13 protein-coding genes are annotated in these 15,552 nt (G+C 43.4%); 8 read left to right on the forward strand and 5 right to left on the reverse strand.

Annotated features, from left to right (window positions below; genetic code table 11):
* Window positions 1-61: 61 nt before the first annotated feature.
* The 3 genes from AB4384_RS17460 (at window position 62) to AB4384_RS17470 (ending at window position 3,671) form a co-directional block, all read left to right on the forward strand.
* Entirely contained in the window at window positions 62-985 is a 924-nt protein-coding gene (locus AB4384_RS17460) for a Dyp-type peroxidase (RefSeq protein ID WP_017060695.1), read from the forward strand.
* Window positions 986-1,106: 121 nt separating this feature from the next.
* The gene (locus tag AB4384_RS17465) at window positions 1,107-2,240 is read left to right on the forward strand and encodes a flagellin (RefSeq protein WP_017063389.1); all 1,134 of its coding nucleotides are present in this window, start codon (window positions 1,107-1,109) and stop codon (window positions 2,238-2,240) included.
* A gap of 297 nt (window positions 2,241-2,537) precedes the next feature.
* Complete coding sequence (locus AB4384_RS17470) at window positions 2,538-3,671, forward strand: flagellin (RefSeq protein ID WP_372129876.1); 1,134 nt, start codon at window positions 2,538-2,540, stop codon at window positions 3,669-3,671.
* 479 nt (window positions 3,672-4,150) lie between these two features.
* Here the strand turns inward: AB4384_RS17470 and crr are convergent, their stop codons facing one another.
* The 5 genes from crr to cysZ all read right to left on the reverse strand — a co-directional run bounded on the left by crr (window position 4,151) and on the right by cysZ (window position 9,152).
* Complete coding sequence (gene crr / locus AB4384_RS17475) at window positions 4,151-4,660, reverse strand: PTS glucose transporter subunit IIA (RefSeq protein ID WP_004737851.1); 510 nt, start codon at window positions 4,658-4,660, stop codon at window positions 4,151-4,153.
* Window positions 4,661-4,766: 106 nt separating this feature from the next.
* Window positions 4,767-6,491, reverse strand: coding sequence for a phosphoenolpyruvate-protein phosphotransferase PtsI (ptsI, locus tag AB4384_RS17480; RefSeq protein WP_017063391.1), 1,725 nt, complete (start codon window positions 6,489-6,491; stop codon window positions 4,767-4,769).
* A gap of 136 nt (window positions 6,492-6,627) precedes the next feature.
* Complete coding sequence (locus tag AB4384_RS17485) at window positions 6,628-6,885, reverse strand: HPr family phosphocarrier protein (protein ID WP_004734263.1); 258 nt, start codon at window positions 6,883-6,885, stop codon at window positions 6,628-6,630.
* A 302-nt stretch (window positions 6,886-7,187) separates the two neighbouring features.
* Window positions 7,188-8,156: a cysteine synthase A gene (gene cysK / locus AB4384_RS17490; RefSeq protein WP_017061934.1), complete on the reverse strand. Its 969-nt coding sequence runs from the start codon at window positions 8,154-8,156 to the stop codon at window positions 7,188-7,190.
* Window positions 8,157-8,393: 237 nt separating this feature from the next.
* Window positions 8,394-9,152 (reverse strand): sulfate transporter CysZ, encoded by a 759-nt coding sequence (gene cysZ / locus AB4384_RS17495; protein ID WP_029235129.1) that lies wholly within the window; start codon window positions 9,150-9,152, stop codon window positions 8,394-8,396.
* Window positions 9,153-9,381: 229 nt separating this feature from the next.
* On the opposite strand from cysZ, the gene zipA reads away from it, so the two are divergent.
* The 5 genes from zipA to cueR all read left to right on the forward strand — a co-directional run bounded on the left by zipA (window position 9,382) and on the right by cueR (window position 15,544).
* The gene (gene zipA / locus AB4384_RS17500) at window positions 9,382-10,425 is read left to right on the forward strand and encodes a cell division protein ZipA (protein WP_372129877.1); all 1,044 of its coding nucleotides are present in this window, start codon (window positions 9,382-9,384) and stop codon (window positions 10,423-10,425) included.
* Between the two features lie 92 nt (window positions 10,426-10,517).
* A complete protein-coding gene (gene ligA / locus AB4384_RS17505; RefSeq protein WP_372100960.1) occupies window positions 10,518-12,530 on the forward strand; it encodes an NAD-dependent DNA ligase LigA in 2,013 nt (670 codons plus the stop codon).
* 525 nt (window positions 12,531-13,055) lie between these two features.
* Window positions 13,056-14,156: a porin gene (locus AB4384_RS17510; protein ID WP_372129878.1), complete on the forward strand. Its 1,101-nt coding sequence runs from the start codon at window positions 13,056-13,058 to the stop codon at window positions 14,154-14,156.
* Between the two features lie 98 nt (window positions 14,157-14,254).
* Entirely contained in the window at window positions 14,255-15,058 is an 804-nt protein-coding gene (locus AB4384_RS17515; RefSeq protein WP_065583820.1) for a DUF2057 family protein, read from the forward strand.
* Window positions 15,059-15,151: 93 nt separating this feature from the next.
* Window positions 15,152-15,544: a Cu(I)-responsive transcriptional regulator gene (cueR, locus tag AB4384_RS17520; protein WP_017061928.1), complete on the forward strand. Its 393-nt coding sequence runs from the start codon at window positions 15,152-15,154 to the stop codon at window positions 15,542-15,544.
* Window positions 15,545-15,552: the final 8 nt, after the last annotated feature.

Raw genomic sequence — 15,552 nt, forward strand, 5'->3', positions numbered from 1 at the left:
CATCAAAACATTTGTCCCATTCACAATTATACTTAGAAGCTAAAACTGGAAGGAATAATCTATGCTTAATGTTTCAAATGAGCAGCCTAACGTTCAAAGTGCTATTTTGCCTGAAGCTGGGCCTTTCGCGCTTTACGTTCAACTTAAAGTGAACGCTAATACTGCTAATGTACTAGCAGAAATTCAAAAGCTTCCGACTCTAATCGACGAACTAAACCAAACTCAGCCTGATGCGAACTTAACGGCATCGGTTGCGTTCTCAAAAGCTTTTTGGGATAGGTTCGAGCAAGCAGCGCCCGCTGATTTGATCGACTTCCCTGTGCTGGGTGAAGGTGATATCACAGCACCGAGCACACTGTCTGACGTTCTGATTCACTGTCATTCAAACCGACATGATCTGCACTTCTTTATCTTGCGTAAATTGCTATCTGAAGTAGCAGCTGATGTTGAAGTGGTTGATGAAACTTATGGTTATCGCTTCCTAGACTCTCGTGACATGACAGACTTTGTTGATGGCACTGAAAACCCGAAAGACGCACAACGTGCTGAAGTTGCTATTGTGCCTGAGGGTGAATTCGCTGGTGGTAGTTATGTAATGGTGCAGCGTTTTGTGCACAATCTGCCAGCTTGGAATCGCTTGAATGTGTCGGCACAAGAGAAAGTGATTGGCCGAACTAAACCTGATTCAATTGAGTTAGATGATGTTCCTGCGGCGTCTCACGTTGGCCGTGTGGATATCAAAGAAGAAGGCAAGGGGCTTAAGATTGTTCGCCACAGTCTACCTTACGGTACTGCTACGGGCGACCACGGCTTATTGTTCATTGCTTACTGTAACGTTCGTCATAACTTCGATGCGATGTTAGAGAGCATGTACGGCACAACAGATGGCAAAACAGACCAACTGCTTCGCTTTACCAAAGCAGTGACTGGCGCTTACTACTTTGCACCTTCAACTGACATGTTGAGTGTATTAACGATTAAGTAAATCACCTCATCTGCAGCAAAGAAAGGGAGCCTCAGGGCTCCTTTTTTATTAAAGCTTTATATGAACTGGTCGATATAAGAGCAATCGTGAGTTTTATTCATCTTTTTGTAAGCGAAGGTCTATGGCTATAACTGTTAATACAAATGTCTCAGCGCTGGTGGCCCAGAGAAACCTCTCTAATGCTAACAACATGCTGAACCAATCTTTGGAGCGCTTAGCTTCAGGGAGCCGTATTAATAGTGCAAAAGACGATGCGGCTGGCTTACAGATCTCAAATCGATTAGAAGCACAGATGAGTGGCATTGATGTTGCTGTTCGAAATGCTAACGACGGTATCTCCATTATGCAGACTGCAGAAGGGGCGATGAATGAAACCACTAATATCATGCAGCGCATGCGAGACTTATCCCTACAAGCGAGTAACGGCTCGAATAGTTCATCGGAACGAATCGCTATTCAAGAAGAAGTCACCGCGTTAAATGACGAGCTGAATCGAATTGCCGAAACCACTTCATTCGGTGGTAAAAAACTCCTTAACGGCAGTTTTGGGCACACCTCGTTTCAAATCGGCGGCAGTTCGGGCGAAGCTGTGCAGATTGGTTTGAAAAGCATGCGTACTGATGACATCAACATGGGCGGCTTTAGCTACGTTGCTAATGGCATGGCCAGTGATTCATGGGAAGTGAAATCAAACCAGAATGATATGACGATGTCGTTTACGGATCGTTTTGGTCAGCCTCAAGAGATCACCATTAATGCGAAAGCGGGCGATGATATCGAAGAGTTGGCGACTTACATTAATGGTCAAACGGATCTCTTATCGGCTTCTGTTAATGATGACGGACAACTTCAGATTTATATGTCAGGTGAAGATACCGCGGGTACCATCTCTTTTTCAGGTTCATTAGCCAGTGAGCTTTCGATGTCAGCGGGCTATTACGAGTCAGTTAATGACATCAATGTGACGGATGTGGGTGGTGCGCAGCGTGCTGTTTCTATTTTAGATACCGCGATGAAGTACGTGGATAGCCATCGCTCTGAATTAGGGGCAATGCAAAACCGCTTTGATCATGCCATTAACAATCTTGAAAACGTTCATGAGAATTTGGCGACATCAAACAGTCGAATCAAAGATACCGACTACGCCAAAGAAACCACTCAAATGCTCAAGCAACAAATACTGCAGCAAGTGAGCACAACGATACTCGCTCAAGCCAAGCAAGCGCCGAATCTAGCTTTAACGTTATTAGGTTAATGAATTACCTACAATCTTATAAAAGCATTTCAGCTTGGTCGGTGCTTTTTGGCGAATAAAAATACAATTTCTCACTCGACTGACTTCCCGGCAACTTTAGCGATTTTCTCATCTTTTTTCGATAATTTTACGACCAGTCACGCTTTCTTCTGTTTTACCGCTATTTCTTTAAATTTGTTGTTTTTTTCCTAAAGGTTTCGCCAATCACGCCGTTATTAAAAGTAACTTTGAGAGAACTACTTGGTTTTCCGAGACGTCGGAAACCGCTATACCGGAAAATCAATTGGAGAAATCACCATGGCAGTGAATGTAAATACAAACGTTTCAGCGATGACAGCGCAACGTTACCTAAACAACGCAAACAGCGCACAACAAACATCAATGGAGCGTCTAGCTTCTGGCTCAAAAATCAACAGCGCAAAAGATGACGCTGCGGGCCTACAAATCTCGAACCGTTTGAACGTTCAGAGCCGTGGTCTTGATGTTGCTGTACGTAACGCGAACGACGGTATCTCTATTGCACAAACTGCTGAAGGTGCAATGAACGAGACAACGAACATCCTGCAACGTATGCGTGATTTGTCTCTACAGTCTTCAAACGGCTCAAACTCAAAATCTGAGCGTGTAGCGATTCAAGAAGAAGTAACTGCGCTTAACAATGAACTTAACCGTATCGCAGAAACCACATCTTTCGGTGGTAACAAACTCATTAATGGCACTTACGGAACTCAGTCATTCCAAATCGGTGCGGACAACGGTGAAGCGGTAATGCTTCAACTGAAAGACATGCGCTCTGATAACGCTCAGATGGGTGGTAAGAGCTACCAAACTGAGAACGCGAAAGACAAAGACTGGAACGTTCAAGCGGGCTCTAACGACCTAAAACTGTCGTTCACTGACAACTTCGGCCAAGCACAAGAAATCGACATCAGCGCAAAAGCGGGTGATGACATCGAAGAGCTAGCGACTTACATCAACGGTCAACAAGATTCTGTTAAAGCGTCTGTTACTGAAGACGGCAAGCTACAAATGTTCACAGGCAACAACAAAGTGAGCGGCGATGTGTCTTTCTCTGGCGGTCTTGCGGGCGAGCTAGGTATTCAAGCAGCTAAAGACGTAACGGTTGATACTATCGACGTAACATCTGTTGGCGGCGCACAAGAGTCTGTAGCAGTAATCGATGCGGCCCTTAAGTATGTAGACAGTCACCGTGCTGAGCTAGGTGCTTTCCAAAACCGTTTCGATCACGCTATCAGCAACTTAGACAACATTAACGAGAACGTTAACGCATCTAAGAGCCGTATTAAAGATACCGACTTCGCGAAAGAAACGACTCAGATGACTAAGTCTCAGATCCTTTCTCAAGCTTCAAGCTCGATTCTTGCTCAAGCGAAGCAAGCACCGAACTCGGCACTTAGCCTACTAGGTTAATCGATTGAAAAGCCACGTTGACCGATAGTGTTGACGTTAGGCTTCCACAAATTAGCTCGTGGTGAGAGATGAGCGCTAAACAGACCCAGCTTCGGCTGGGTTTTTTATTGCCTGTTATTTGGTGAGCGAAGGACGACGATTGGGTGGTATTGATCCATTGTTTACCTGAATCGAAGTCTTTAGTCGTCATCTCAGAATCGAGTCGAGCGAGATATCAGAGAATTGTTGTCTGCCTGAAGTCATCCCCCGTGATTTAACGTGCGGTAGCAGCGCCTAGAATGGCGTTTAACTTGGTTTAATACAAAGTAGGTGTTAGTCGGTAATTAAGGATTGGGATTACTGTGGCTTATTGAGGGATTGTTTACAGCAAGGTGGGAGTAGTAATCAGAACTGTTGTTTAAGGAACTCGAGCAATATAACAGGCACAAAAAACGCCACCCTTAGGTAGCGTTTTAATTAAAGCAGATAAGTAATCGAGATTACTTAGTTACTTTAAGAACTGGAGTTTCGCCAACAGTTACAGAACCAGAAAGCTTGTTCAGCTCTTTGATTTCGTCCATGTTAGAGATAACAACTGGAGTAAGCGTAGATTTTGCTTTCTCTTCTAGAAGCGCTAGGTCGAAAGTGATGATAGTGTCACCAGCTTTAACAGATTGACCTTCTTCAGCTACACGAGTGAAGCCTTCGCCTTTAAGTTCAACAGTATCGATACCGAAGTGAACGAAAAGCTCAACACCGTCGTCAGACTCGATAGAGAATGCGTGGTTAGTTTCGAAGATCTTACCGATAGTACCGTTAACTGGAGCTACCATTTTGTCGCCAGCTGGTTTGATCGCGATGCCGTCACCAACGATTTTTTCAGCGAAAACTACATCTGGCACATCTTCGATGTTTACGATTTCACCAGAAAGAGGTGCGATGATTTCGATTGCACCAGCATCAGCGCTGTCATCAGATACAAGCTTTTTCAGTTTGTCAAACAGACCCATTGTGTCATGCTCCTAACGTTTAGTTTTATTCTGTAGAATATACTATACCAATCTAACAAATTAGACGACTATTTTTAGCCGTCTAACGTTATTAAGCGATTGGCGATTACTGAGTTTTCTCAGCGATGAACTTTTCTACGCAAGCTTCAATTTCAGCAGCTGTTGGTAGAGATAGTGCTTCGTCAGCCATAGCTTTAACTTCAGCGAAGTTAGAGTTACGGATTACTTTCTTAACTTTAGGGATAGAGATACCGCTCATAGAGAACTCATCTAGACCCATACCAAGAAGAAGTAGCGTTGCACGCTCATCACCAGCAAGCTCACCACACATACCAGTCCACTTACCTTCAGCGTGTGATGCGTCGATCACTTGCTTGATTACTGTAAGAACAGCAGGAGATAGTGGGTTGTATAGGTGAGAAATCATTTCGTTACCACGGTCTACCGCAAGAGTGTATTGCGTTAGGTCGTTAGTACCGATAGAGAAGAAAGATACTTCTTTCGCTAGGTGGTGTGCGATTGCAGCAGCTGCTGGAGTCTCAACCATTACGCCGATTTCGATTTCTTCATCGAAAGCTAGGCCTTCAGCGCGAAGTTCAACTTTGTACTCTTCGATTGCTTTTTTCAGTTCACGGATCTCTTCAACAGAAATGATCATTGGGAACATGATACGTAGTTTACCGTGTGCAGACGCACGTAGGATGCCACGTAGTTGGTCACGTAGGATTTCACGACGATCCAAGCTGATACGTACTGCACGCCAGCCTAGGAAAGGGTTCATCTCTTGTGGAAGGTCCATGTATGGTAGGTCTTTGTCGCCACCGATATCCATAGTACGGATAATCACTGACTCGCCTTCCATTGCTTCTGCTACTTCTTTGTAAGCAACGTATTGCTCTTCTTCAGTAGGAAGCGCGTCACGGTCCATAAATAGGAATTCAGTACGGTACAGACCAACGCCTTCACCGCCGTTACGCAGGATACCGTCACAGTCTTTTACTGTACCGATGTTGCCGCAAACTTCTACACGGTGACCGTCTAGAGTTTCAGCATGCAAATCTTTTAGTTTTGCTAGTTCAGCCGCTTCTGCTTCAAAATCTGCTTTGATTTTCTTAGCTTCTGCTAATTCAGCTTCAGAAGGGTTGATGATGATTTTGTTGTTCATCGCGTCTAGCACAAGCATGTCGCCGTTCTTAACTTGCTTAGTGATATCGTTAGTACCAACGATAGCTGGAAGCTCAAGAGAACGTGCCATGATTGAAGTATGAGATGTACGACCGCCGATGTCACAAGCGAAACCAAGAACGTAGTCTAGGTTGATTTGTGCAGTTTCAGATGGCGTTAGGTCGTAAGCTACTAGGATAACTTCTTCACTGATGTCTGATAGAGACACAATGTTGATGCCTAGAGCATTTTTAACGAAACGAGTACCGATATCGCGGATATCAGTTGCACGTTCTTTTAGGTACTCATCATCAAGAGATTCAAGCGCACAAGCTTGCTCTTCGATCACAGTGTGGATCGCGTTGTCTGCGTGCATTTTTTCTTTCTTGATGAGTGCTAAAATCTCTTCTTCTAGCTCTTCATCTTCAAGCAGCATGATGTGGCCTTCAAAGATTGCTTCTTTTTCTTCGCCAAAAGTTTCAAGTGCTTTTTGCTTAACAACTTCAAGCTGTTGAGAAGATTTGTTACGAGCGTCAAAGAAACGCTGTACTTCTGCTTCAACTTGGTCGTCAGAGATAGATTGAGTGTTTAGGACAATTTCATCTTCTTGAAGTAGTAGTGCTTTACCGAAAGCAATACCGGGAGATGCTAGGATGCCTGAAATCATAGCCTTACCTTAGTTGTTCAACTGTAAACGGGAGAGTGTGTGACTTTAAGTCGTCGACTAATGTCGCGCTTATTCCTATCTATTTCGAACAAAGCCACTTTGCTATGCAAAATGGCTTTGAAAGAAGGAGACCGTATTAGTGTAGTTGATCCATAAGAGCAACTAGGTGGTCTACTGCTTGCTGAGCTTGAGGACCTTCAGCTGAAATAGTAACGTTAGTACCTTTTACTAGGCCTAAAGTTTGTAGTTTGAACAGGCTTTTCGCGCTAGCGCTTTTGCCGTTAGAAGTCACTGTGATGTCAGCGTCGAAAGATTTTGCTTCTTTAACGAACTGTGCAGCTGGACGAGTGTGAAGACCGTTTTCTGCTGTGATTTCTACTTGCTTCTCGTACATTTTATATACCCCAATTAATTTATTTTTTGTAAGTTTGTAACCAGATTAGCTTAACTGCTTTAGCCCAAATGCGCTAGAGGCTAGTACGCCATGTTCGTGTTAGAACTTAGACTGGTTATAAATTTTTATCCAGCCATGGTCGTCTTTTGCTGAGTACTCATGACTTTCAGAATTTGTTTATTGCTTCTTTTATTTTGAAGCGAAAAATAAAACAGACCTGATATTACCAAAGGTGGGGCAGGGATCAACAAAAAAGCCCCTAAACGGGGCTTTTTTGGACGAAAAATTGATTTGACCACATATTATTGTTGGTTCTCTTTTTCCGTAAAGATGCCAGCAAATAGGGCTGTGCTTAGGTAACGCTCACCAGAGCTTGGTAGTACAGTAACGATAGTTTTTCCTGCAAATTCAGGTAGTTCGGCGATTCTGTTTGCTGCTACAACTGCCGCGCCAGATGAGATGCCTGCAAGAATACCTTCTTCTTTCATTAGGCGTTGAGCCATCTCAATCGCTTCTTCAGAAGTTACCGATTCAACACGGTCAATAATCTCTAAATCTAGGTTTCCAGGGATGAAACCTGCACCGATACCTTGAATTTTGTGTGGAGCTGGTTTGATTTCTTCACCTGCAAGTGCCTGTGCAATCACTGGAGACTCAGCCGGCTCAACCGCGACTGAAGTAATCGCTTTGCCTTTTTCACCTTTAATGTAACGACTCGTACCAGTGATAGTACCGCCCGTACCAACACCCGCTACAAACACGTCGATTTCGCCGTCTGTTGCTTCCCAAATTTCAGGACCAGTCGTCTGCTCGTGAATCTGTGGGTTAGCAGGGTTGTTGAACTGTTGAAGTAGTAGGTATTTGTCTGGGTCTGAAGCAACAATCTCTTCTGCTTTAGCAATCGCGCCGTTCATGCCTTTTGGTGCTTCAGTTAGCACAAGGTTTGCGCCAAGCGCTTTAAGCAGCTTACGACGTTCTAGGCTCATTGATTCAGGCATAGTTAGCGTTAGTTTGTAACCGCGTGCTGCTGCTACGAATGCAAGTGCAACACCTGTGTTACCACTGGTAGGTTCAACAAGCTCGATACCTGGCTTAAGCGTACCTGCTTTTTCTGCTTCCCAGATCATATTAGAACCGATACGGCACTTAACACTGAAGCTTGGGTTACGAGCTTCGATCTTAGCTAGGACGTTACCTTTGCTTACTTTGTTAAGGCGGACTAGAGGTGTGTTACCAATCGTTAGGGTGTTGTCTTCGTAGATCTTGCTCATGCGATATTCCTTCATTTAATGACAGAACTAAACGTAGTATATCAATCACTTTACCGTCTAGTGTCTTTCGATGTTTGTTCAGCTTGAATTTAGATTAAACAAGTTGAAAAAAAGGTAAAAGGATTAAAAAGTTATATCATATAGATATGTAGCAGAATTGACGCCTATCTTTATTGAAATCAGAACTTCAAAAAGATAGGCGAAACTAGGAAGTGTAGAAAGGGTTAGAGACGAGAACTATAGACGAGAACGTAGAGCTTGGTCTTTAAACTCAGCAACCCACATTGCTGTCGCGCCACAAACGGCAACGGGCATCACAATCAGGTTTAAAATTGGAATAGTAGTGAACACAGAAACAAGCGCGCCAAAGCTGTAGCTCTTACCTTGTTTTTGTTTCAAATTGTTTCTCATGTCATCAAATTTGATTTTATGGTTATCGAACGGGTAGTCGGCGTATTGAATCGCTAACATCCATGCTGTGAAAATGAACCATAAAAACGGAGCAACGGTTTGCCCTAGTGCTGGAATTAACAAAAGTAGGAATAAACCGATCGCTTTTGGCAGAATGTAGACAAGCTTGCGCCATTCTCTCGCTAATATACGTGGGGTATCTTTGAGGACATCAAGTAAACCATCGTCATTAACTTTTTTACCGCTCAACAACTCTTCAACTTTTTCCGCGAGTAAACCGTTGAACGGTGCGGCAATGAAGTTAGCGAGCGTGCTAAAGAAATACGAGAATGTGGCCAAGACGGTTAACACAAGTAATGGCCATAAAATGTATGACAACCACGACAAGAAACTTGGCAATGCACCAATCCAACCTTCAATCCAAGTGTTTAGGTTGGAGAAGATATAAAACAAGGCACCACCAACGAGTAACACGTTCGCGATAAGTGGCATTAGTACAAACTTACGAATGCTCGGTGATAAAGCGATTTTTATTCCGAAAATAAAATAGCCAAAGCCGGAGCGGGGAACAGATTCAATAGTCATATTTAAATTAGGTCACATGTGAATTTGGTTAAATAGCAAACATGTCTAGTGTACTCGACCGAAATTAAGAAAAAAAGCGTGGTGAAAATCACACCATGTAAGGAACTAATTGTATTAAGTTGTTCTAAAACAGTGGCTACTTTTGATAGAGTAGTGAGATTAGCCAAATTAACCCAACTTAGTGACAGCGTGTTTATAGCTAGTTGACTAAGAAAGCTGAGAGCGAAAAATGCAGGAATTGCGATTTGTACTCATTATTGTTGGCGCATTAGCTATCGCCGCATTATTGTTCCATGGTCTATGGACGAGTAAAAAAGAAGGGAAAGCAAAGTTTGGAGATAAGCCGCTCGGTAAGCTTGATAACGACAGCTTAGATGAAGCAGAAACTATTCCAAACCGTTCATTCGCCCCAGAAGATGATTTTGAGATAATCCGAAAAGAACGTAAAGAGCCGGATTTTGCTGTTTCACCCTCTGATACTGATCCGCTGATCGACTCAGATCCGCTAACAGCGCCACAAGCGAAAGAAGCTTACGAAGATGATATCGAATTAAATGATCTTCCTTCTTTCAGCGTAGAAGACCCAATTAAGGTTGAAAGTGAACCTGAAGTGATTGAGGAAGAGAAGGACGTTGAGCCTGAAGTTCCAAGCTTTGAGTTGACTGACGAGCAAAAAGAAAACCATGCCGGCTTTAAAGAGCAGTACGGTTCGTTTGAAGAGCCTTCTGAAACAGTTGATGAGCCAGTCGTTCCAAACGAAACGCTTACTCAAAGAGAGCCAGTTGTAGCGAAAGAAGTCGTGACTCCGCAAAGTGCGACTGTTGAAGAAGCAAAACCAGATGAAGAACTTGGTTTAGAAGTGATCGTTCTTAATGTTCACTGTGCTGGAGAGATCCCATTCGTTGGTACTGAACTTTTCCGCAGCATGGAGAACAACGGTTTAACTTATGGTGAGATGTCTATCTACCACTGCTTTGCACAATCTACAGATGCACCAAAGGTTATTTTCAGCGTTGCAAACATGATGCAGCCAGGAACGCTAGAACATGATGATCCTGCTGACTTCACGACTAAAGGTATTTCGTTCTTTATGACGTTGCCTTGTTATGGTCAAGCTGATCAAAACTTCAATGTGATGCTGAGTACGGCGCAGAAAATTGCCGACGATATGGGCGGAAACGTGTTGGATGAGTCACGCAACTTAATGACACCAAACCGTTTATCTGACTACCGCAAGCAAATCAGAGACTTTATGACGGCATCGAATACCTAGCCGTATTGTTTAGCCTTGTAAATAATCTATATTTATAGAAAAGGGCTCCTAAGGGAGCCCTTTTTGATATTTCAATCACGATAGAGAATGATATGAAAGAATCGATTCAAGTTACCTTAGAGCAGTTAAGAGAAACTCTGCATTATCACGCCGTTCGTTATTACGTAGAAGATAGCCCTGAGATCCCTGATGTCGAGTACGATCGATTAATGCAGCAATTGCTAAAGATCGAAGAAGAGAACCCGGAACTAGTGACGGTAGATTCTCCGAGCCAACGTGTTGGTGGTCAGCCTCTCGATGGTTTCACTCAAGTGACTCATGAGATCCCAATGCTTTCTCTGGACAATGCTTTCTCTGATGAAGATTTGGATGCGTTCAATAAGCGAATGTCTGATAGAGCGCCAACCGCTAACCTCAAGACTTTCTGTTGTGAACCTAAGCTTGATGGCCTTGCAGTTAGCCTACTCTATGTGAATGGTATTTTAGTTCAGGCTGCGACACGTGGTGACGGTGCGACGGGTGAAAACATCACTGAAAACGTGCGTACGATCAGCTCTATCCCACTTAAGTTACAAGGTGAAGGCTGGCCGCAGCGTATTGAAGTTCGTGGCGAAGTGTTTATGCCAAAAGCGGGTTTCGATAAGTTGAATGAGATGGCGTTGAAGAAAGGCGAGAAAGTATTTGTTAACCCACGTAATGCCGCCGCAGGTAGCCTGCGTCAGCTTGATTCCCGTATTACTGCGAAACGTCCGCTAGCTTTCTACGCATACAGTGTCGGTGTTGTACAAGGCGCTGAGCTATCAAATAGTCACTACCAACGCTTTTTACAGCTTAAAGGTTGGGGCTTACCTATGTGCCCCGAGACTAAGCAACTGAGCTCTCTCGAAGACGTGAAAGCCTATTACCAAGATATTATGACTCGTCGTGATGCTCTGGCTTACGAGATTGATGGCGTTGTTATCAAAGTCGACGATATCGCGGCTCAAGAAGTGCTTGGTTTTGTTGCACGAGCGCCACGTTGGGCAATTGCTTATAAGTTCCCAGCTCAAGAAGAGATTACACTGCTCAATGACGTTGAATTTCAGGTGGGCCGTACTGGCGCTATTACGCCGGTTGCTAAACTTGAACCTATCTTCGTTGGTGGCGTGACGGTCAGCAATGCCACTTTACACAATGCCGATGAGATTGCGCGTTTAGGCGTGAAGGTAGGCGACAGCGTTATTATTCGCCGTGCAGGTGACGTTATTCCACAAATAGTGGCTGTTGTACTAGATCGTCGCCCTGAAACGGCTAGAGACATTGTTTTCCCTGATGCTTGCCCAGTATGTAGTTCTGCGGTTGAGCGTGTAGAAGGTGAAGCTGTAGCGCGTTGTACTGGCGGTTTAGTCTGTCAGGCGCAGCGTAAAGAAGCACTTAAACACTTTGTTTCTAGAAAGGCGCTAGACGTTGATGGACTGGGCGTGAAAGTTATTGAGCAGCTTGTGGACCGTGAAATGGTCGAAACACCTGCTGATTTATTTAAGCTAAGTGCTGGCGTGATTACTGTTCTTGACCGAATGGGGCCTAAATCGGCACAGAACGTCGTGAGTGCGTTGAATAAAGCTAAAGACACGACGTTAGCGCGTTTCCTCTATTCACTCGGTATTCGTGAAGTCGGTGAGGCGACTGCGATGAACTTAGCGCAACACTTTAAGACGTTGGAACTGGTTCAAGCAGCTACTCATGAACAATTAGTTGAAGTGTCAGATATTGGTGACATCGTTGCTAGCCATATCACCAGCTTCTTCTCACAAGAGAAAAACAGAGCGGTCGTCGATCAGCTGATAGAGCTAGGTGTGAATTGGCCAATCATCGAAGAAGCTGCCGATGACCAAGAGCTACCATTAGAAGGTAAAGTCGTTGTGTTAACAGGCTCATTGTCGCAATTAGGTCGAAGTGAAGCTAAAGCTGCGTTACAAGCATTAGGTGCGAAAGTGACGGGTAGCGTATCGAAGAAAACGGACATCTTGTTTGCCGGTGAAGCTGCGGGTTCTAAATTAACTAAAGCACAAGATTTAGGTATCGAAATAAGAACAGAAGAAGATCTAATAGCCCTTATTTCGTAAGTAAATACAGATAAAAAAAGCTCAAAGGCACTCATTTCAAGGGAGTGCCTTTTTTGTTTCTGATATAAAAATGTGGGCTTTTTAATTGTTGAGAATTTTGTTCCTATACGAACTCTAAAATCAGGACAGTGACGCTGCTCAATATTAATGAAATACCATTGTAGTTGTATAAAAAATGCGAGTCATATCTATTTTTACAAAGTGATGATTACCTCAAGTTATTGAATTTATTGGTGTTGATTTTGTTTTGGTGAGGATTTTTCTATTTATCGATCTGGATCACTAAGTACCTATTAAATTTGCACCAACTCATATTTTTTTAGATGAAAATTAAGTTCTCATTGATCTTTTTGAGGGCGAAGTTAGTCTTAATGCCATGGATGCACATGATGTGTATAACCAGAAAGGAAATAGAGAATTCAGAGTTTAGGGTTCTCAAACAAGAAAAGGTATTTCTCTCTACGGCGGCCAACTTTAGGCGGGGAATATTCAAACAGCTATATCCATTTTTAGGAGTTTTATTCCATGGAAAACAAAATTTTCAAACGTACTCTACTAGGTGCATCCGTTGCACTTTTATCGACAGGCGTAATGGCGAAAGAAGTTGGTATCAACTCTGATTTCAACGTTGACGTATACGGTGTTGCAGCTATCTCTCTAGTTAACTACAACACGACTGATAACAATGACTCTAGCTCTGGTTACGCAGTAGAGAACGAATCTCGTATCGGCTTCCGTGCTCATAAAGAGATGTTTGATGACGTATTAATCACAATGCAGATTGAATCTGGCTACGTAGATAGCACAGACTGGGGTCATGGCGGCGTTTCAGGCGGTGTGCTTGGTTTCCGTGATACGTTCGTTGGTGCTTCTGGCTCTTGGGGTAACCTGCGTGTGGGTCGTGTTCTTACTCCACTATACGAAATCGTCGACTGGCCATTCTCTAACCCTGGTCTAGGTTCTGTATTCGATTGGGGCGGCATCAACGGTCACTACGATCGTCAATCTAACCAAGTTCGTTACGATTCAGCTAAATTTGGCGGTTTCTCTTTTGCAGCTTCTGTTGGTCGTGACGATAACGACAACGGTGGTGGTGCAGCAACTCGTGACGCAAACTTTGTTGGCGCAAGTGCTAAGTACAGCTTCGAGAAAGTAACATTAATGGGTGCGGTTGAATCTGGTACACGTGTAACTCCAGCTGTTGATGCTGGTTTTGAGTTTAACCCAGAGACGGGTATTGACCCTGTAGCTGCTGCTGCGGAAATTAAAGACGATACATTTGCGTACATCGTTGGTTTTGAAGCTAGCCTACCTGCAGGTTTTGGTATTGCAGCTGCGTTTAAAGGCGAAGAGCTAGATAACGGCATCCGTAAGCAAACACAAGATTCTTACTCAATTATTGGTCAATACTGGAACGGTCCAATCGGCTTTAAACTGGGTTACGCAGCGAACTTAGAATCTGAACTTAACGGTAAGAAAGAAGCTAACTCAGACAGCAACACTATTTCTGGTCAGTTAATGGCTGTTCATAACGGTTTCGTACCTTACCTACGTGTAGCGGGTCGTACTGTTGGTGACGCTGATACAGATATCGTAACTCGCGTTGGTCTTGAATACGGTTTCTAAGCTAGAATCTTTAGCTTAAACAGTTAGATAAAAATCAAAACGCTGGTAAATTTTGTTTGCCAGCGTTTTTCCATAGTGAACATAAGGAATTAGTCATAATGAATAAAGTTAGTGTAGTCGTATTATCATTATTTTTGGGAGCTTGTAGTTCACTCGATTCACAAAGTAATTTTGTAGACTCAGTTGCAGATGTACAGCCAAAAGGTGGCTACATTCAAGTGACTGGGCAATCTTATGTAGCGGAAAGTAAAGCGAATGTCGGGGCAGACATCCTGAAATCGTCACTCTACTTTACATACAACAAAGAAATAACGCAGAATTCGGCTCCAGAATCTTCCATTACCATGGATGTAAGCTATTTCCAGAGCTATAAAGAATACGAAACCGTTAGCTTTTTTGGTAAGACGATAGACCTTGAAGAGAGACAACTTCCAAGAGAGAGCTGCAGCGAACACTGCACAAAGACTCAGTATATTAAATTTCCATTGAGCGAAGCTGACATCCAGCAAGCAAGAAAAAAGAATTTAGAATTTACACTTGATGGACAAAACTCAGTGATGAGTACAACTTTCATTGTGCCGAAAGCGTATATCGACACAATTTATAACGGTGCAAATAATCATACGGCTATCGCTGTTGCTCCGGTTGCGGTACCTGTTGCGGCTGTAGTTGCTGAAGAACCAAAAGCGTCTCAAGCTCAAGAGATGGTTAATTACTGGTATGGTCAAGCGACAAAAGAAGAGCAAGCTGCTGTGACTGATTGGGCATTCAAGAACCGTAAAAACGCTACCCCAACATCACTAGAAGGCTCAAAAGAAATCGAAATGGTTTCATATTGGTTCAATAAGCTAAACAGCGAAGAAAAATCTCAAACTATGATTTGGCTATTAGAGCAAGAGTAGGCTTCTAACGTAAGTCTCTAGCTATGTTTTTCAACCGCAGTATTGTATAACAGCAGTACTGCGGTTTTTCATTTTAGGCTTACAGGTAAGATTGTGAATATTGGTGAAGTAGCGAAGCGTGTTGGTACAACAGCGAAATCCATTCGTTTTTACGAAAGTAAAGGCATGATGAGCCCACCGCACCGATCAGAAAATGGTTACAGGCAATATGGCGAGATTCATATCGAACAGTTAGAGTTCGTTTTGAGAGCTAAAATGGTTGGTTTCACTCTCGATGAGTGTAAGTCACTGGTTGAGTTGGCAATGAATCCCAACAGACAAAGCTACGAAGTAAAGAAGAAGGCTACTCAGAAGTTAGATGAAATAGAGTTGAAGCTTGCGGAGTTAAACAAGATGAAGGTGCAGCTACAATCTTGGGTACATGACTGCCCTGGAGATACTTCAACGGAATGTCCTATCTTGAATAATCTATCTGGCCGCAGTTAGGTTATTCC

This window comes from Vibrio sp. 10N.261.51.A4 (assembly GCF_041471945.1).
GTDB lineage: Bacteria > Pseudomonadota > Gammaproteobacteria > Enterobacterales > Vibrionaceae > Vibrio > Vibrio crassostreae_C.